This is a genomic window from Allobosea sp. P1_B10 (genome assembly GCF_056406735.1).
Genome location: NZ_JBFTZP010000002.1, coordinates 121,297 through 138,541, shown reverse-complemented (window position 1 = coordinate 138,541; position 17,245 = coordinate 121,297). Strand labels below are relative to the sequence as shown.

At 66.1% G+C, this 17,245-nt stretch carries 11 protein-coding genes, 1 tRNA gene and 2 pseudogenes; 9 read left to right on the top strand and 5 right to left on the bottom strand.

The genetic code is table 11. The features are described 5' to 3' along the window. The first annotated feature begins 37 nt into the window (after nt 1–37). Together AC1D2L_RS05305 and AC1D2L_RS05300 are read left to right on the top strand one after the other, a co-directional pair. Nucleotides 38–670 carry a class I SAM-dependent methyltransferase gene (locus AC1D2L_RS05305; RefSeq protein WP_476844795.1) on the top strand — a complete coding sequence of 211 codons (633 nt, stop codon included), beginning with the start codon at nt 38–40 and terminating at the stop codon, nt 668–670. 692 nt (nt 671–1,362) lie between these two features. Further along, nucleotides 1,363–1,439: transfer RNA gene (locus tag AC1D2L_RS05300), tRNA-Met, on the top strand. A 701-nt stretch (nt 1,440–2,140) separates the two neighbouring features. Here AC1D2L_RS05300 and AC1D2L_RS05295 read toward each other — a convergent pair. Next, nucleotides 2,141–2,447, bottom strand: a pseudogene (locus tag AC1D2L_RS05295) (helix-turn-helix domain-containing protein); the annotation flags it as partial. Between AC1D2L_RS05295 and AC1D2L_RS05290 the strand changes: the two are divergent. Continuing rightward, nucleotides 2,427–2,587, top strand: a pseudogene (locus AC1D2L_RS05290) (IS481 family transposase); the annotation flags it as partial. The pseudogenes AC1D2L_RS05295 and AC1D2L_RS05290 overlap by 21 nt on opposite strands. 3 nt (nt 2,588–2,590) lie before the next feature. Here AC1D2L_RS05290 and AC1D2L_RS05285 read toward each other — a convergent pair. The 4 genes from AC1D2L_RS05285 to AC1D2L_RS05270 are packed head-to-tail and all read right to left on the bottom strand — an operon-like array spanning nt 2,591 to nt 7,589. Beyond that, nucleotides 2,591–2,845 carry a hypothetical protein gene (locus AC1D2L_RS05285; RefSeq protein WP_476845233.1) on the bottom strand — a complete coding sequence of 85 codons (255 nt, stop codon included), beginning with the start codon at nt 2,843–2,845 and terminating at the stop codon, nt 2,591–2,593. A 29-nt stretch (nt 2,846–2,874) separates the two neighbouring features. After that, the gene (locus AC1D2L_RS05280) at nt 2,875–4,713 is read right to left on the bottom strand and encodes an SLC13 family permease (RefSeq protein ID WP_476844794.1); all 1,839 of its coding nucleotides are present in this window, start codon (nt 4,711–4,713) and stop codon (nt 2,875–2,877) included. 54 nt (nt 4,714–4,767) lie between these two features. Continuing rightward, on the bottom strand, nt 4,768–5,979 hold the full coding sequence (locus AC1D2L_RS05275; protein ID WP_476844793.1) for a M20/M25/M40 family metallo-hydrolase: 1,212 nt from the start codon (nt 5,977–5,979) through the stop codon (nt 4,768–4,770). Nucleotides 5,980–6,038: 59 nt separating this feature from the next. Then, nucleotides 6,039–7,589, bottom strand: coding sequence for an AbgT family transporter (locus AC1D2L_RS05270; RefSeq protein ID WP_476844792.1), 1,551 nt, complete (start codon nt 7,587–7,589; stop codon nt 6,039–6,041). Nucleotides 7,590–7,996: 407 nt separating this feature from the next. Here AC1D2L_RS05270 and AC1D2L_RS05265 point away from each other — a divergent pair, with 407 nt between their 5' ends. The 6 genes from AC1D2L_RS05265 to AC1D2L_RS05240 all read left to right on the top strand — a co-directional run bounded on the left by AC1D2L_RS05265 (nt 7,997) and on the right by AC1D2L_RS05240 (nt 17,218). Then, complete coding sequence (locus AC1D2L_RS05265; protein ID WP_476844791.1) at nt 7,997–9,151, top strand: alpha/beta hydrolase; 1,155 nt, start codon at nt 7,997–7,999, stop codon at nt 9,149–9,151. 161 nt (nt 9,152–9,312) lie between these two features. Then, on the top strand, nt 9,313–10,407 hold the full coding sequence (locus AC1D2L_RS05260) for an AraC family transcriptional regulator (RefSeq protein WP_476844790.1): 1,095 nt from the start codon (nt 9,313–9,315) through the stop codon (nt 10,405–10,407). A gap of 24 nt (nt 10,408–10,431) precedes the next feature. Beyond that, nucleotides 10,432–11,616: an MFS transporter gene (locus AC1D2L_RS05255; protein WP_476844789.1), complete on the top strand. Its 1,185-nt coding sequence runs from the start codon at nt 10,432–10,434 to the stop codon at nt 11,614–11,616. A 165-nt stretch (nt 11,617–11,781) separates the two neighbouring features. Then, nucleotides 11,782–12,990 carry an efflux RND transporter periplasmic adaptor subunit gene (locus AC1D2L_RS05250; RefSeq protein ID WP_476844788.1) on the top strand — a complete coding sequence of 403 codons (1,209 nt, stop codon included), beginning with the start codon at nt 11,782–11,784 and terminating at the stop codon, nt 12,988–12,990. Then, the gene (locus tag AC1D2L_RS05245) at nt 12,987–16,115 is read left to right on the top strand and encodes an efflux RND transporter permease subunit (protein WP_476844787.1); all 3,129 of its coding nucleotides are present in this window, start codon (nt 12,987–12,989) and stop codon (nt 16,113–16,115) included. The genes AC1D2L_RS05250 and AC1D2L_RS05245 overlap by 4 nt, the downstream gene beginning before the upstream one ends. Continuing rightward, complete coding sequence (locus tag AC1D2L_RS05240) at nt 16,112–17,218, top strand: efflux RND transporter periplasmic adaptor subunit (RefSeq protein ID WP_476844786.1); 1,107 nt, start codon at nt 16,112–16,114, stop codon at nt 17,216–17,218. Before AC1D2L_RS05245 ends, AC1D2L_RS05240 begins: the two co-directional genes overlap by 4 nt. The last annotated feature ends 27 nt before the right edge of the window (nt 17,219–17,245 follow it).

The window sequence follows — 17,245 nt, the reverse complement described above, 5'->3', positions numbered from 1 at the left end:
CCCTGCTTCCTCTCTCCCCAAAGCCGCGAGCCGCTGCATGTCGGTGCCCAGTGAACTTGAAGCCCAGAAGCGCGTCTATGCGACCTGGGCGAAGTTCTATGACAAGATCTATCAGCGCCTTCTGGCGCGCGCGCAGCGCGAGGCCGTCGCGGCGGCTTGCGCCTGCGGTCCAGACATCCTCGAGATCGGCGTCGGCACGGGCCTGACCCTTGCCTATTTCACACCGGAGACACGCGTCGTCGGCGCGGATCTTTCGCTCGACATGCTGAAGGTCGCCAATCGCAAGGTCGCGGGCGGCGCACTCGGTCATGTCCGTGGCCTGACCGTGATGGATGCCTGCCGGCTCGGCTTTGCGGCCGAGCGCTTCGATGCGGTGACCGCGCAGTTCGTCATCACGCTGGTGCCCGACCCGGAGCAGGCGCTCACAGAGATGGACCGTGTGCTGAAGCCCGGCGGCGAGATCATCATCTCCAGCCGCCTGGTCGACGACGGCAGCCCGTTCGCTCCGGTATGGGCCGCGCTCGCGCCGCTGTCGCGCGCGGTTGGCTGGAGCTCCGACTTCAAGGTCAGCCGGTTGACGGACTGGGCGGCCCGCAGCGGGCGCTACGAGACCGTCCATGTCGGGCGCGGCTATTTCAAGGTGGTCCGCCTGCGCAAGCTCGCCTCCTGAGGCCGCGGCGACGGGCTGCCCGCCGAGGCGCCCTCGTGCCAGCGACCCTATCAGTCGGTCGTCAGGACCGTCTGACAAGCGCCCGCAGCGACGGCTCGAAGCCCATGCACCCCATCGGCGCGGCATCGCGGCCCTGGTCGCTCATGCTCTGGCAGAAGCGCAACCGGTTGCAGTAGTCGGCATCGATTGAGGTGCCGTTTCCGAACGTCCCCGAGGGGTGGCGATAGGCGCAGCCCTGCTCCTAGCTAACGCTGCTGGCAGCCTGTGCGCCACCGAAGCCCGGGACCACGAAGACTGAGGCGCCAAGCGCGAGCAGCTCCGCGCAGCCCGCAGGCAGTCGCGGCCGCACGTGTAGCGCGGCGGCCGGGGTCTCGGAGGAAATCGTCGATTGCATAGCTGTCATTGTGAAGCTCCAGCACAGCCGTCCCGGCAGCGTGGCGATGGTGACGGTCATTCGTCGGCCACCCGGCTGCAAGGCCCCCGTACGGCACTTCAGAGCTATGACCGGCATTTTCAGGGTTCAAGCAGTGCAGGATGCGCGGCGAGCATGACGTCCGATCACTTGCACGAGAACGCGCGCCATACGCATGCAACAAAGCTGTGCCACTGAGCGTCTGGAGGGTTGACGACGGCGCGGTTCGCCCCCTATACCGCGCCCACACCAGGCGCTGCGAGCAGCGGCGCGGAACTGGGGCGGGGTAGCTCAGCTGGTTAGAGCAGCGGAATCATAATCCGCGTGTCGGGGGTTCGAGTCCCTCTCCCGCTACCAACTATCTCTGAATCAAAAACAACGACTTAGAGAAAGTTGGCACCCCGAAGACGTGTTGCAACAATCCCGAGACATGCAACATATTCCGTTGATTCCGCGTGTTCTCCAGTGTGGAAAATAAGTCCGTGCAACACGAGTTGCGGCTGATTCCGGGTGTCGCTGACAATTCCATCATGCCGAAACCGGCCACCCTTTCGGATTAGGGGCTTCGCTGCGCCAGGCTCCGCAGCGGACGAGCTTAGGCTCTTCGTCATGCCAGGCGTAGGGTCGTCCTGCCAGGAGGCTTGCCATGCGTACGCACGAAGCCGGGGCTGTACCTCATTGTGCCCCGCTATCTACTAGCCGCCAGTATCGCGAAGCGCTGTCCAGGATTCGCGTCCTCGAAGATGCAAGGGCCAACAGCCCCGAGGGGCGCGAGCGATGTGCACTCGAACTCGCGGTCTCGCGAAATTTGAGCGCGGGAGAAGGCGCCAAGCATTGAGAGGCACTGTCAGCCTTTCATGCTGCTGTGGATTCCCGGCGCGTCGCTGGCCACGGATCTCTGCGGTAGAGGGTAGGCGCCGGTCGCTTGCCGGCTTGGCCGACCAACCGCCTGGGCATCAGGCGGCGTCCCCGAAGCGATACGCCTCGACTGCGTTCTCGAGCTCGCAAGTGTCCTTGCGGGCCTTGATGCCGAACGGCTTGAAGTGCAGTTCTGAAGAGTCTTCCAGTCCAAGCACGCCCATTGCGCGGCGAATGTCCACCGGCACACGGTCCCACACCCGGCTTGGCGCCGAAGGCCGATCCTCCAGCGCTTCCGGCCCGCCGTCGAGGTAGCGGTCATACCAGCGATCGAAAGTGCTCCCCGGGGATGCCCAGCTGCTCCAGCGTCCGCCGTGCCGGCAGGTGCGACTGCTCGACGATCCTGATGATCCCGAGCTTTTCGGATGCGGAATACCTCAGGCGTCGTCATCCCATCCGCGATCATGCTTTTTCAAGCAGAGGGTTCTCGAGCAGAATCTCGCCGACTTCGTCAGCGCGGAGCAATTTGGCCGGCGCCTCAAGACCCTGATGAAGGGCTCACGCCCTACGAGTTCATCCGCAAACAGTGGACGATCGAACCGGAGCGATTCAACCTCGATCCGATCCATCAAACGCGGGGACCAAACAATCTAGCGCTGGCAGACCTGAACGCGGCGCACAACCCAGCGGCCGCGATGGTCGCGGATGCGGCGGTTCTCCCACCAGCAGCGGCCGCGACGCGGATCGATGCGGCGCGAGCGATAATGCTGCCATTGCGCGAGCTCCGCCTGCCCGCCCGACAGCAGGAGGCCGCCGGCAGCGACAGGTGTAGCCGAAGCCGGCGCAGCAATGCAGGCGCCGGCGAGAAGGGCGAAAGCGACGGCCGTCGCGCGAAGGTTGATCATGGGAGGCACCTTGTGCTGGTCGAAAAAAGTTAGAAGCGCCAGATCAGCGGGACGATGAAGACGGCAACGACGAAGAACCAGATTAGCAGCGGCAGGCCGAGCTTCCAGTAGTCGCTGAACTTATAGCCGCCGGGTCCCATCACCATGAGATTGGTCGGCGTTGCGATAGGCGTAAGGAAGGCACCGGCGGCAGCCACCGCCGTGCTCATCAGAACCGGACGCGGCGAGATGCCCATGCTGGCTGCTGCCGCGATGCCGATCGGGATCACGATCAGCGCGGTCGCCGTGTTGCTGATCAGCTGGCCCATGACGGCGGTCAGCACGAAGAGCCCCGCGAGCAAGGCCATCGGCCCGGCGTCGCCGACCATGTAGACGAGCCGCTCCGCCAGCATCTGGGCAGCTCCGGTCTGCACCATCGCAGTCGAGAGCGGCATCATAGCGCCGACCAGGATCACGGTCGTCCAGCTGATCGCGCGATAGGACTGCTCGACGGTCATGATCCCGGACAGGATGATGGCGCCGGCGGCCAGCAGGCCCGCCACAGCGGGCGGAACGATACCCGTGGCGAGCAGAAGGACCATGCCGAACAGGATGATGACCGCCTGTTTGGCGCCCGGGCCCATCGGCACGGCCTGCCGGCGGACGAGTTCGGGCGAGCTGACGACCAAGACGTTTGGATCGTCCAGATGCGTGTCGAGCGCCTTCCATGTGCCCTGCAGCAGCATCGTGTCGCCGGCCTGCAGGACGATGCCGCCGGCGTCCTTCGTCGCATTGGCGGCCGCGATCGCGTTGCCGCCGCGCTGGACTGCCAGCACGATCAGATCGCCGCTCTCGGTCACCATGCCCAGGAAGACGCTCTGCCCGATCAGGCCCGAGCGCGGCGGGATGACCACCTCGGCGAGGCCGGAGCGACGGTTGAACAGCGTCTCCTCGCCTTCGCCAGCCGCAGCGCTATCGTCGCGGAAGGCGAGATGCATGGTCGCCGCGAAGTTCGCGGCCGCTTCGGCGTCTCCGCGCAGGATGATATGGTCGCCCTCGGCAATGGTCGCCCGACGCAACGGCCCTGCGCTTTCGCCCTCCTGGATGGCGACGAGTTGAAGCCCTTGATAGGCGGCGAGGTCGACGGCGCCGGCCGGCTTCCCGACATAGGGGCAGCTTGTCCGCACGCGGAGCTGATAGACGCCGCTGGCGAGGCCATACTGCTCGACCAGCGTCTTTGCGTGGCGGCTGAAATCGGCCGGCATTGTCGCGCCGTTCCGCTCGGGCAGCAGCTTCTGGCCGAACAGGATCATGATCACCATCGAGCCCGCCAGCAGCGGGATGCCGGCGAGCGCGAACTCGAAGAAGCCGAAGCCGCCGACACCGGCATCCATCGCCGCTTCCGAGACGAGGACGTTCACGGGGGTGCCCGTCAACGCGAGCATCGAGCCGGCATGGGCCGCGAAGACCAGCGGCATCAGCAGCTGCGACGAATTCCGCCGCAACCTGACCGCGATGACAACGACCACCGGCAGCAGCGCCGCGACCGCGCCATTGACGCTGATCAGGGCCGTAAGCAGCGCGACGAGGCCCATGGTGAGCAGCAGCAGGCGCGTGCGGCTCTCCTCGCCCGCGCCCTTGATCAGGAGTTGGCCGGCCCAGGCGGTGACACCGGTGACCTCGAGCCCCGAGCTGACGACGAAGAGCGCCGCGATGAAGATGACGGCGGGATCGCCAAGGCCACCCAGCGCCTGCGGGAGGGTCAGGACGCCGGTCGCCCAGAGTGAGAGCGCCGTGCCCATTGCCACCAGGACAACGGGCACCTTGTTCGTGACGAAGAGGACGACAGCGACGCCGATGATGAGGGCTGTATAGGCAATCGGGCTCACACGTCAGCTCCTTGTTGGGCCCTGTCGGCCGCCCGCAGTCCGATTAAAGAGGTCTCAGTCCTCAAGCGTCGCCATCAGGATGCCGAGCCGGCAACCCTTCTCGTATTCGTCGAGCTTCACGAATTCCTTGATCGTATGGATTTCGGCCTGGCCCGCTCCGATCGTGATGGTCGGGACGCCGGCCTTGTCGAGCCAGTTGGCGTCGAGGCCGCCATTGGAGAAGATGTAGGTCGGCTCGATGCCGAGCAGGCCGAGCGCACGGGTGGCGCGCTTCACCACCTGCGTATCCTCACCGAGCCTGAAGGGCGGATAGGCAGCGGCACGGCGGAAGACGACCTCGGCGGTTTCGCCCTCGTGGTCCGTCACCGCCGCCTTGGCCTTGGCGAAGGCAGCCTCGAAGCCATCGACGATCTGCGTTGCGAAGCTCAGCTCGGGGCTGCGCGCCTCGCCTTTGAGGAAGGCGTAGTCGGTCACGACATTGGTCGCGTCACCGGCCGGCTTGCCGTCCTTGCCTCCGAAGATGCCGATATTGCTGCTGCCGAACTCCTTGCCCTTGACGACCTTGCCGAACCAGGCGGCGGCCCGGGCCTCGGCCAGGCCGATCGCACCCACCATCGTCGCCGAGATGCCCTTGTCCGGCGCGACGCCGGCATGGGAGGCACGGCCCTTGATCTCGACCTCCCAGTTCTCCTGCCCGACAGCGCCGATGATCAGTTCGGAGGCGAGCTGGCCATCGACATTGATGCACATCACCGGGCCGTTGAGATCGGCCGGATTGAGCTCGCGGGCGCCATGCAGGCCGCTCTCCTCCCGCACGGTGAAGAGCAGGGTGATCGGCGGATGGGGCAGCTTGTGCTTGAGCAGCGTCTCGGCAAGCACCACCAGAAGCGCCACCCCGGTTCGGGCATCGCCGCCCAGCGCCGTCGTGCCGTCGGACACGATACGATTGCCCTCCCGCTTCGGCTTTGCGCCGGCGCAGAGGGGCACCGTGTCGAGATGCGTCGAGAACATCAGGCGCGGGCCGGGCTTCGTACCCGGCAGATCGACGATCAGGTTACCAGTCTGGGTCGGCACCGGAATGCGCGTGTTGACGTCGTCGAACCGGATTGCGGAAGCCGGCACGCCGACCTTCTTGAGCGCGTCGCTGACGGCTGCGGCGATCGCCGCCTCCTGGCCAGTGACGCCCTCGACCGAGAGGAAGGTCATCAGGTGGTCGATTGCCGCCTCGACATCGAGCGGGACATTGGCAGTGCTCATGACATCCATCCAGAATTGGGCCCAAATCCGAAGGCAGGGCCTGGCTTGTCTTCAGGGTTGGTGGGGGCTCACAGGCCCCAGGGCAGGCCTAGCGCCTTCCAGACTGCGAAGAGCGCGGTCCAGAGCACGAACATCCACATGACATAGGGCAGCATCATCGAGACGATCGTGCCGACGCCGGCGGATTTGTCGTATTTCTGGGCGAAGCCTACGACGAGGGCGAAATAGGCGTTGAGCGGGGTGATCGCGTTCATCGGCGAGTCACCGACGCGGTAGGCGGCAAGCACCGCCTCGGGCTCGACGCCGAGCTTCATCAGCAGCGGCACGAAGACCGGGGCGAAGATCGCCCATTTGGCAATCGCGCCGGTCAGGAGAAGGTCGATGATCGCGACGACGACGATGAAGCCGAGCAGCAGCGGCAGCGCGCCGATATTGGCCGATTGCAGCACGCCCGACAGGCTGAGCGCCATCACGGTGCCCATGTTGGTGTAGGTAAAGTAGGCGACGAACTGGCTGAGGACGAAGAACAGGAAGATCGTGCCGCCGAGATTCTTGATCGACTTCTCGATCGCGGCGATGACCTCGGTCAGCGTGCGCAGCGTGCCGGCGCCGATGCCGTACATCCAGCCCGTGGTCAGGAACATCAGCATGATCAGCGCGATCAGCCCGTTCATGAACGGCGAGTTGCCGATCAGCTCGCCGGTCGTCGGATTGCGCAGCGGGGCCCCCGACGGGATGGTAAGCAGGCCGAAGACTACGATGAGCCCAATCAGCCCGTAGAGCGAGAAGCGCAGGCCGCGCGCCTCCGCGTCGGAGAGCGTGGTGCTCTGCTGAGCGACGCCGCCATCGCCGGCAAGCTTGGGATCGTAGACGCCGAGGCGGGGCGAGATGATGCGGTCGGTGATGAAAGCGATGATCACCGTCAGGAACAGCACCGAGGCGAACGAGAACCAGACGTTGGAGGCCAGGCCGATAGAGCGGTTGGGGTCGACGAGATGAGCAGCGTCGTTGGTGAACTCGACCAGCACGGCGTCGAGCGGCTTGATCAGCATGTTGACCGTGAAGGCGCCGGCAACCGCGGCGAAGCCCAGCGCCAGGCCGGCAAGCGGGTGGCGGCCGACGGCAAGATAGGCGACGCCAGCGAGCGGGATCAGCACGAGATAGCCGGCATCGGCTGCGATGCTGGCGATGATGCCGACGAAGGCGAGGATGTAGGTCAGCGCCCAGCGCGGCGACACCGCGACCAGCTTGCGGATCAGCGTGGTGACGAGGCCCGATTCCTCGGCGACACCGGCGCCGATCATGGCCGCGATCATCAAGCCGACCGCCGTGAAGCTCATGAAATTGGGAACCAGCGAGGCATATAGGAACCGGATACCGTCCCGGTTCAGCAGGCTGCGGATCTCGGTCGTCGCCTTCTCGATCTGGTGGGTTTCGGCGTTGATGCGGTCGAACGTTACGGCGGCGCCGAGCGCACCCAGCACGGCGGACAGCACGATGACGATGCCGATCAGGATCAGGAAGATGACGACCGGATGGGGGACCATGTTCCCGACGCGTTCGACGCCATCGAGAAATCTTTGCATTACCGTCTTCGGTGCGACGCTCGTGGCGGCCATGTCTGCTGTTCCCCCAATACTCAGGATGTGCCAGTCACCGAGCCGCAACGCGCTTCGGCCGCATCGAACGGGAGTCCGAGTGCGATCGGGCGAACTTAGTTCGCCGGGCGCAGAGGGCATCGGCACAGAATCCCAAAACGTGGGCCGGCTGTCCCAAACTTGGCAGCTAAACCCCGTTTCCAGCGCCGAGCTCTTGACCGAACAGACCGCCTGTCGCATCCCGCACCGGCAAGCTTCAGATGGATGTCTCCACCTGACGGTGGGTTTTTTTTGCGGTTGAAGGCGAGTTCCTACGCCTGCAGATTCAGGACAGGCGGGGGGATGCGATGCGCGCTATGACTGCAGCCGCAGGGCGTTGGGTGCGTCGCCGCGTTCGGTTCGCCTCGGTGTCCGGGAGATTGCGGACGATGGCGGGCATGAATTTTGGCAAGCAGAGCCGTGTGGCGATGCTCCTGCTAGCGGGAGGGCTAGGCGCCTGCGCCTCGGCCCCGGCAGGGCTGCTGCAGCCCGTTGCGCCAGTGCCCGGGACAACTCGCGTGCATATGCTCGCGGCGACAACGCGCGCACCGGCGGACAATCCTGCGGTCCTGTTCGGAGGCGATCGCGGCGAAGGTGTCTCCTTCTCCAGCATCGTCGTTTCTCTGCCCAAGGACAGACAGGTCGGCACGATCCAGCTGCCGCGCTCGGCGCCCGGAAACCCAGCGACGGATTTCGTGGTCAACGCGGTCTCGCCGGTCGCGAAGCCCGATGTCGTGAAGTGGTTTGCCGGTCCGGGCTTGCGCAAGCGCCGCGCCTTCGTCTTCGTGCACGGCTTCAACACCCCCTTCGACAGAGCGGTATTCCGCTTCGCGCAGCTCACCCACGACGCTGATGCGGATGCCGCCCCGGTGCTGTTCTCCTGGCCATCCCGCGGGCGACTGCTGGACTACAAGCGTGACCTGGACAACGCATCCTATGCCCGCTCGGATCTGGCGGGGCTGCTCGAGGCGGCGGTCAGCAGCCCGACGGTGGGCGAAATCGTAATCCTAGCCCACTCGATGGGGAGCTGGCTGGCGGTCGAGGCCGTCAAGCAGGTCGCGCTCAAGCAGCGCGGCGTTCCGCGCAAGATCACCAATCTGATCCTCGCCTCGCCGGATCTCGATGTCGGGGTCTTCAGGCGTCAGGTCGAGGACATGGGCGCGCAGCGTCCGCATATCACCCTCTTCGTCTCCCAGAACGACAGGGCGCTTCAGCTCTCGCAGTTCATCTCTCAAGGTGCGGCGCGGCTGGGCGCGATCGATCTGACGCGGGCTGAATATCAGCGCGAACTGGCCGGTCTTTCCGGCCTCACGGTCCTGGATTTGAGCGCGCTGGGCTCCGGCGACCGCATCAATCACGACCTCTTTGCCGCCAGCCCCGATGCCGTGCGGCTGATCGGCGACAGGTTGCTGCAGGGGCAGGTGATCACGGACACGGATGTTTCCGTCCCGATGGCCGCGGCAAGCACACTCGGCTCGGCGGCGAGCTTGCTTGTGACGGCGCCGATCCTGATCTTCGATGTGCCCGCTGCCCGAACGAATTGACCTAGGTCAATCGGTATGCACTTGTGAGCGGAAATTATGTCCGCCTATATATTAGAATGCGCAAGTTGAGCGCCCTGATTGAGCCGAATGAACTAAGCCTCCAATCGCTTTCTGAATTAATATTATTTAAAAACCGCCCCCAATAACAGATGGAGGGTCTCTTGACGGCGCTATCTTCCGGCCAGGTAAATCCGCCGGTGCCCCCGATTTTTCCGGGAACTTTCTCGACGAAAGATCTCGCACCCGAAGATCAATTCGACGCGTGGCGAACTCTGCTGTCGGATATCATAGAGCTTCAGCGGACGCCTGAGGCATCGCAAGGATTTGCAGCAGAATTCTCGTCCTGGACATTCGGTGACATAATAATGTCCCGGGCGGTCTATTCCGGCACCCCGCCGCGCCGCTGGAAGCATCGGCCGCGCTCCTTCCTCGATCACTGGTGCGTCGTGCTCGCCCATTCGCAGGCCCCTGGCCGCGATGAACCCGTGGTCGCACCGACTCTTATGGCGGGCGATGCGCTCAGCTTTCGCTCCCTGGCGCTGCCCTTCGAAGGAGGTGCGAGCGATTCCGAGGTGTTGACACTGTTTCTGCCGCGCGACCTCTGTCGTGACGAGGCCGGAGACTTCGAGCGAGCGCATGACCTCGAAATTCGCCCCGAACTCGGTTCGGTGCTGGCCGGCTTCATGGATCATCTGGCCCGACAGCTCCCCCATATTTCCGCCGACCACGGAGAGGGCCTGGCCGTTGCCACGCGTGCCCTGGTCAGCGCCTGCATTGCCCCGCGGACCGACCGGGCCGAGGCAGCGCAGATGCCGCTGTCATCGCTGCTGATCGACCGTGCCCGGCTGGTGATCCGCCAGAACATGGCCTCGCCGGAATTCGGCCCGGAAGCGCTCGCCCGGCTGATGGCGATGTCGCGGTCGAAACTTTACCGGCTGTTTGAGCACAATGGTGGCGTCGCCCACTTCATCAACCGCGAACGCCTGCGCGAGGCACATCGGCAACTGGCGGGACTGCGCAGTGCCATGTATATTCATCTCATTGGCAGCGAGGTCGGCTTTCCCGATCACTCGACGTTCAGCCGCGCCTTCCGCCGCGAGTTTGGCTACAGCCCAAGCGAAGTGCGCGAGCGCGGTCTGGCCTTGCCGCCGGAACCGCAAGGTCAGCCGGCCCCGCTCGCCGTCAGGCTGTATGGCGACACTGCGAACGCTGTTCACGACGAAGGCTATCCCTCGCTGAACCCCCTGGCGCTTTAGCCATGCGAGTGGCGAGGTGATCGCGTGAGTCTGCCGGCCCGGCGCTTGTCCTTTCTCTATGGCGCCCTGTTCTTCGAACTCGGCGTCAACCTGCCCTTTTTCCCGCTATGGCTGCATGATCAGTCGTTGACGCCCGAAGCGATCGGGATCGTGCTGGCGGCGCCGCTGCTGACACGCATCGTCGCGAATCCAGCCATCGGGGCGTTGGCCGATCGCGGCGGGCGGATGACGTGGCTGCTCTTCGCCTGCGCGGTCGCGGTTACGGTCGGAATCGGGATGCTCGCGCTCGCGCGCGGATTTTGGCCGATCCTGCTCCTTGTCATCGCCATCGGCTTCGCGCAGGGCCCGCTGATTGCTCTGACCGATGCGGTGACGCTCGGTCGACTCGACCATCTTCCGGATGGCGCACATCGCTACGGCCGGCTGCGGTTGTGGGGCTCCGCGGGCTTCGCGCTGGCGAACATATCGGCTGGCTGGCTCCTGGATTGGCTGCCGGCGTCCTCGATCATCGGAATGCTGCTGGTCTCCGCGCTCGCAACGGCGCTCGCCGCACTGCTCGTATCGAGGACCGCGACCCCGGAACGGCCGCAGGCTCCAACCGAGGGGATCGCCGGGCCTGGCCGACCCGACCTGCTCGCCCTCACGATTGCGGGGGCCGCGCTCGTCCAGGCAAGCCATGCCGCCATTTACGGCTTCAGCAGCCTTCACTGGCAGCAGATTGGTTTCTCCGGGGCTGCCACGGGCGCACTGTGGGCATCCGGGATCGCAGGCGAAATGCTGTTCTTCTGCTTCGTCGGCTACATGATCCGGGGCCCGGTGGGCGCGGCGGGCCTATTGGTCGCGAGTGCTGCGGTGGCGGCCCTGCGTTGGACGGGCATGGCCTTCGATCCCAACTTCGCCGGGCTCATCGTGCTGCAGCTCGCGCACGGCGTGAGCTTCGGCGCGACGCATCTGTGCAGCGTGTTCCTGCTCGCCCGCTTCGCACCACCTACGCTCCAGGCCCAGGCCCAGACATGGCTCGCCGCTGGTTGGGCGGGGGCCATGGCACTGCTCACCTCGCTCGCGGGTGCGCTCTACACGACCTGGGGCGAAGGCGTCTATCTCCTGATGGCTGCGACCGCCGTTCTCGGCCTGTGTCTGCTGCTGCCGGTCGCGGTCGCTCTCGCCAGGACAAGCCCGTTTCGGGGGGGCGCCACGAGCGTCGCTTAGGCCTCCAGCAAAAATGGGATGACCAGCCCAGAGTTGGGATTCTGAGCTCATCCGCGCTTTCGGGACAGTTGCTAGCGTCCAGCCCTGCCGCTCGGAGACTGTGCGGCTGATGTCGCGCGCCCGGGTTCCCAACTTGTCTCCGGTGGCGGCCAGAGGACGATTGCGATGGATCCGAGGGACTTGCGACAGAGAACAGATCCCGGAAACGGGCCGCTGGCCGCAGGTTTGTCCGGAAGATTTCCTGTCGGCCGTGCGGTTCTTGCGCCAAAGGTCATTGTACCAAGTCTCTTTGCACCCAGAACACTGTCGATCATCGGGCTCGCAGGCATCGCCCTCGCCTCGGCAGGTTGCCAGAGCGAGGATGCGCCACCACCACCGATCCGAATGGTGCGGACGGTGACGGTCCAGCCGATGCCTCCCGTGGCGGACACAAGTTTCACCGGGCATATCGAGGCGGAGGATCAGGCCGCGCTGTCTTTCCGGATTGCGGGGAGGCTCGCAGAACGCAACGTCGCCGTCGGCGCTACCGTCAAGGAAGGCCAGGTCGTCGCCAGGCTCGACCCCGAGAACGAGCTCAACGAATTGCGCTCGGCCCAGGCGGCGCTGACCGCCGCACAGGGCCAGTTGCGCAAGGCGGAGAACCAGCTTCAGCGCCAGACCCATCTGCTCGCCCGCAATGTCACGACTCAAGCCGATTTCGAGGCGGCCGAACAGGGTCGCCGGGCCGCGCAGGCGCAGGTCGACGCGACGCAGGCTCGCGTACGCACCGCTGAGGACATCGTCGGCTTCACGACCCTCAAGGCAGATGCGCCCGGCGTCGTCACCCGCATCGGCGCTGAGCCGGGCGAGGTGGTGCCGGCAGGCCGAATGATCGCTCAACTGGCGCGACGCGAAGGCCGCGACGCCGTGTTCGAGGTACCGGCCGACCGGGTGCGGGCGCTGCAGCCTGATGCCCGGGTCTATGTCTCGCTCACCGGAGAGGCGACTGCTGCCACGGTGCCCGGCCGCGTCCGCGAAGTGGCGCCGCAGGCGGACCCGGTGACGCGAACCTTTCGGGTCCGCGTCGGCTTGGCCGATCCGCCGGCTTCGTTCCGGCTCGGGACGGCGGTGACGGGTACGATCCGCGGCGCTCAGGAGAGCGCGATCGCGATTCCCGCTGCAGCCCTGACACAGCGCGGGGGCGAACCCGGCGTCTGGATCGTCGATCCCACCGCCCTGACGGTCTCGCTGCGCAAGCTCGACGTGCTCGGCAGCGATCCCGCGACAGCACTGATCGGCAAGGGGCTGGCGTTCGGCGACATCGTGGTGACTGCGGGAGCTGGCCTGCTGAAGGAAGGCCAGCTCGTGCGGCTGGCCGGAGCGGAAGCGCAATGAGGTTCAATCTCTCCGACTGGGCCCTGAAGAACCGCTCCATCGTCATCTATCTGATGATCATAGCGGTGCTGGCCGGGCTGCTCGCCTTCTATCGGCTTGGGCGCAACGAGGATCCCTCCTTCGTCATCAAGTCGATGGTCGTCTCGGCGGCCTGGCCCGGCGCGACGATGGAGGACACGCTGAAGCAGGTGACCGAGCGACTGGAACGTCAGCTCGAGGAGACACCTGGGCTCGACACGGTGCGCAGCTACACCACGCCCGGCGTCACCACCATCTTCGTCAATCTCAAGCAGTCCATTCCCGCCCGCGACGTGCAGGACACCTGGTATCGGGTGCGCAACCTCGTCGCCGATGTCCGTCACACATTGCCGCAAGGCACGCTCGGGCCTTTCTTCAACGACCGCTTCGGCGACACGTTCGGCATCATCTACGGCTTCACCTCCGACGGTTTCACCGGGCGCGAGTTGCGCGACCATGTGGAAGCCGCCCGCTCGCGGCTGCTGCTTGTGCCCGACGTCTCCAAGATCGAGATCATCGGCGCGCAGGACGAGCGCATCTTCGTCGAGTTCTCGGTGCGCGAGCTCGCAAATCTCGGCATCGACCGCGGTATGCTGCTCGGCGCCCTGCAGAGCCAGAACGTGGTGCGCCCGGCCGGCGCGATCCAGACACAGGACGAGACGCTCTCGCTGCGCGTCTCGGGCGCCTTCCAGTCGGAAGCGGACCTGCTCAACGTGAATTTTCCGGTCGGCGACCGCATGGTGCGCCTTGCCGACATCGCCACGGTCCGGCGCGGCCATTCCGATCCGCCGCAGCCGATGTTCCGCGTCAACGGCCAGGAGGCGATCGGCCTCGGCATAGCTATGCGCGACGGCGGCGACATCCTCGCGCTCGGCCGCAACATCAAGAAGGCGATGGCGGAGATCACCGCCAACCTGCCGCTCGGCATCGAGCCGCGCCTCGTCGCCGACCAGGCCGTGACCGTCGACCACGCCATCGACGACTTCATGACCTCGCTGTGGCAGTCGATCGCCATCATCATGGTGGTGAGCTTCATCAGCCTCGGCGTGCGTCCGGGCCTCGTCGTGGCGCTCTCTATCCCGCTGACGCTCGCCGTCGTCTTCGCCTGCATGGACGTTGCGGGCATCGACATGCAGCGCATCTCGCTCGGCGCCCTGATCATCGCGCTCGCGCTTCTGGTCGACGACGCGATGACTACGACCGACGCGATGGTGACGCGGCTCGCCGCCGGCGACGAGAAACGAAAAGCCGCGACCTTCGCCTTCGAGAAATACGCGGTGGCGATGCTCGCCGGCACGGCAGTGACGATCGCGGGCTTCGTGCCGATCGGCTTCGCGGCGAGTTCGGCCGGCGAATACACCTTCACGCTCTTCGCCGTCGTCAGCATCGCGCTCGTGGTCTCGTGGTTCGTCGCAGTGGTGTTCGCGCCGGTGCTGGGCATGGCTATGCTGAAGGCTCCCAAGCCCGACGCCTCGAAAGGGCCGGGGCGCGTCGAGGCGGGTTTCCGGCGCATGCTGTCGGGCGCGATCCGCCTGCGCTGGATCACCATCGGCGTCACAATCGCGCTGTTCGTTGCCTCGGTGCTGGCGCTGCCGCTGGTGCCGCGCCAGTTCTTCCCGGCCTCCGACCGGCCCGAGTTGCTCGCCGACCTGACGCTGCCGCAGAACGCGTCGATCTATGCAAGCGAGCAGATGAGCGCGCGCTTCGATGCGGCTCTCAAGGGCGACCCGGATGTCGAGCGCTGGAGCACCTATGTCGGTCGCGGGGCGATCCGGTTCTACCTGCCGCTCAACGCGCAGCTTCCCAACAACTTCTTCAGCCAGGCGGTGATCGTCGCCAAGGACGTCAAGGCGCGCGACCGGCTCCAGGCCAAGCTGGAAGCCCTGCTCGCCAAGGAATTCCCGAACGTCGTGGCGCGCGTCTATCCGCTGGAACTCGGCCCGCCCGTGGGCTGGCCGGTGCAGTACCGCGTGACCGGGCCCGATATCGCCGAAGTCCGCACCATCGCGATGAAGCTCGCGCAGGTCATCGCGGCGAACCCGATGGCCGACCAGGTGAACTTCGACTGGATCGAGCCCGCGCGCGAACTGCGGCTGCGCGTCGACCAGGACGAGGCGCGTCGGCTCGGCTTGAGTTCGCAGGCCCTTGCCACGATCATCAACGCCGTCGTTTCCGGCACGGTCGTGACCCAGATCCGGGACGAAATCTATCTCGTCGACGTCGTCGTGCGGGCCCAGGATGCCGATCGCGTCTCGCTGGAGACGCTGCGCACGATGCAGGTGGCGCTGCCGGGCGGGCGCTCTGTCCCGCTCTCGCAATTCGTCACCTTCAGCTACGGGCAGGATGCGCCGCTGATCTGGCGGCGGGACCGGGTTCCGAACCTCACCGTCGCAGCCGACGTCAAGCCCGGCATTCTGCCGGAGACCGTGGTCTCCGCCTTGACGCCGAAGATCGACGAACTGCGCAAGACGCTGCCGCCGGCCTATGGCATCGCCGTCGGAGGCACGGTCGAGGAAAGCGCCAAGTCTCAGGACTCGGTCATGGCCGTGGTGCCCGTGATGCTGCTGATCATGTTCACGGTGCTGATGATGCAGTTGCGCAGCTTCCGCCTGCTGGGCGTGGTGCTCAGCATTGCGCCGCTCGGCCTGATCGGCGTCGTCGGCGCACTCCTGCTCGCGGGCAAGCCGCTCGGCTTCGTGGCGCTGCTCGGCATCCTGGCGCTGATCGGCATCATCACCAAGAACGCCGTCATCCTCGTCGGACAGATCGAGGACGAGCGGGCCGCCGGCAAGAGCGTCGTCGAGGCGGCGCTCGATGCGGCGAGCACGCGCTTCCGGCCGATCGTGCTGACGGCGATCTCGACAGTGCTCGGCATGATCCCGATCGCGCCGACGGTGTTCTGGGGACCGATGGCCTTCGCCATCATGGGAGGCCTGCTGGTCGCGACGGTCCTGACCCTCGTGCTGCTGCCTGTGCTCTATGTCACCGTCTTCGGCGCGAGCCCGCCCGCGCCGGGTGCGGCGAACCCCAAGCCCGCCGCTCCCAAGTCTGCCACTCCCAAGCCTGCCGCCGCCCCTGCGGCCGCGACTGCGAGGGCTTCGCGATGAACATCACTCCGATGAAGCGCAACCGCAGGGCCGGCCGCATCCTTGCGGCAGGCGGCCTCCTGCTGCTCGCCGGCTGCGGCGAGAGCGACAAGCCGGCACAGACGGCGGGGCGTCCCGTCAGCGTGGTCAAGGTCGAGGCCGGCAAGCTCGAAAGCGATATCCGGCTCAGCGGCGAGATTCAGGCCGAAAAGAATGTTTCCCTCGGCTTCCGCATCAGTGGGCGCGTCGCGGAACGCGCAGCCAATGTCGGCGACCGCGTCGCTGCCGGGCAGGTCATCGCGCGGCTCGATCCGACGATCGAGCGCAATGCGCTTGCGGCAGCGAAAGCGGCGCTCGAAGCGGCACGGGGCGAGGTCGACACGGCTCGCAATACCTTCGAGCGGCAGGAGCGGCTGATGGGACAGGGCTTCACCACCCGTCCGCGCTTCGACGCGGCACTGAAGGCGCAGGAAACCGCGCAGGCGCGTCTCGAGGATGCGGAGGCTCAGGCCGAACTGGCGCAGGACCGGCTCGGCTTCACCGAGCTGCGCTCCGACGCCGCCGGCGTCGTCACGGCACGCAGCGTCGAGCCGGGCGAAGTGGTGCAGGCGGGGCAGGCCGTCGTCGTCGTCGCGCGCGACGATGGGCGGGACGCGGTCTTCAACGTGCCGGCGCGCCTGCTTGAAACCAAGGCGGCGGACAGGCTCATCCGCGTGTCGCTGGCCGATGCGCCAGGCGTGACGGCCTATGGGCGCGTGCGCGAGATCGCGCCGCAGGCCGATCCGGTGACGCGGACCTTCCAGGTCAGGGTGGGCCTGCAGGATCCGCCCGAGGCGATGCGGCTGGGTTCGACCATCGTCGGACGGATGGAGACGGCATCGGCGAGGATCATCTCGATTCCGGCCAGCGCGCTGACGCAATCGGGCACGGCGCCGGCTGTCTGGATCGTCGATCCCGCGAAATCCACCGTCTCGCTGCGCAAGGTGGACATCCTGCGCTTCGACCCCGGCACGGTCATCCTGTCTCAGGGGCTGGAGCCGGGCGAGATCGTCGTCTCCGGGGGCATCCAGGTGCTTCATCCCGGCCAGCGGATCGTCCAGCTGCCAGCGGCAACGCCCGGCTGACGGACAGCCCGCCAGCCATCCTGATTC

What these genes read in the sequence shown, in the direction of transcription:
- AC1D2L_RS05305 (WP_476844795.1), top strand. Translation starts at nt 38, where the DNA reads ATGTCGGTGCCCAGTGAACTTGAAGCCCAGAAGCGCGTCTATGCGACC.
- AC1D2L_RS05285 (WP_476845233.1), bottom strand. Translation starts at nt 2,845, where the DNA reads ATGATCAACCTTCGCGCGACGGCCGTCGCTTTCGCCCTTCTCGCCGGC.
- AC1D2L_RS05275 (WP_476844793.1), bottom strand. Translation starts at nt 5,979, where the DNA reads ATGGATGTCATGAGCACTGCCAATGTCCCGCTCGATGTCGAGGCGGCA.
- AC1D2L_RS05270 (WP_476844792.1), bottom strand. Translation starts at nt 7,589, where the DNA reads ATGGCCGCCACGAGCGTCGCACCGAAGACGGTAATGCAAAGATTTCTC.
- AC1D2L_RS05265 (WP_476844791.1), top strand. Translation starts at nt 7,997, where the DNA reads ATGGCGGGCATGAATTTTGGCAAGCAGAGCCGTGTGGCGATGCTCCTG.
- AC1D2L_RS05250 (WP_476844788.1), top strand. Translation starts at nt 11,782, where the DNA reads ATGGATCCGAGGGACTTGCGACAGAGAACAGATCCCGGAAACGGGCCG.
- AC1D2L_RS05245 (WP_476844787.1), top strand. Translation starts at nt 12,987, where the DNA reads ATGAGGTTCAATCTCTCCGACTGGGCCCTGAAGAACCGCTCCATCGTC.
- AC1D2L_RS05240 (WP_476844786.1), top strand. Translation starts at nt 16,112, where the DNA reads ATGAACATCACTCCGATGAAGCGCAACCGCAGGGCCGGCCGCATCCTT.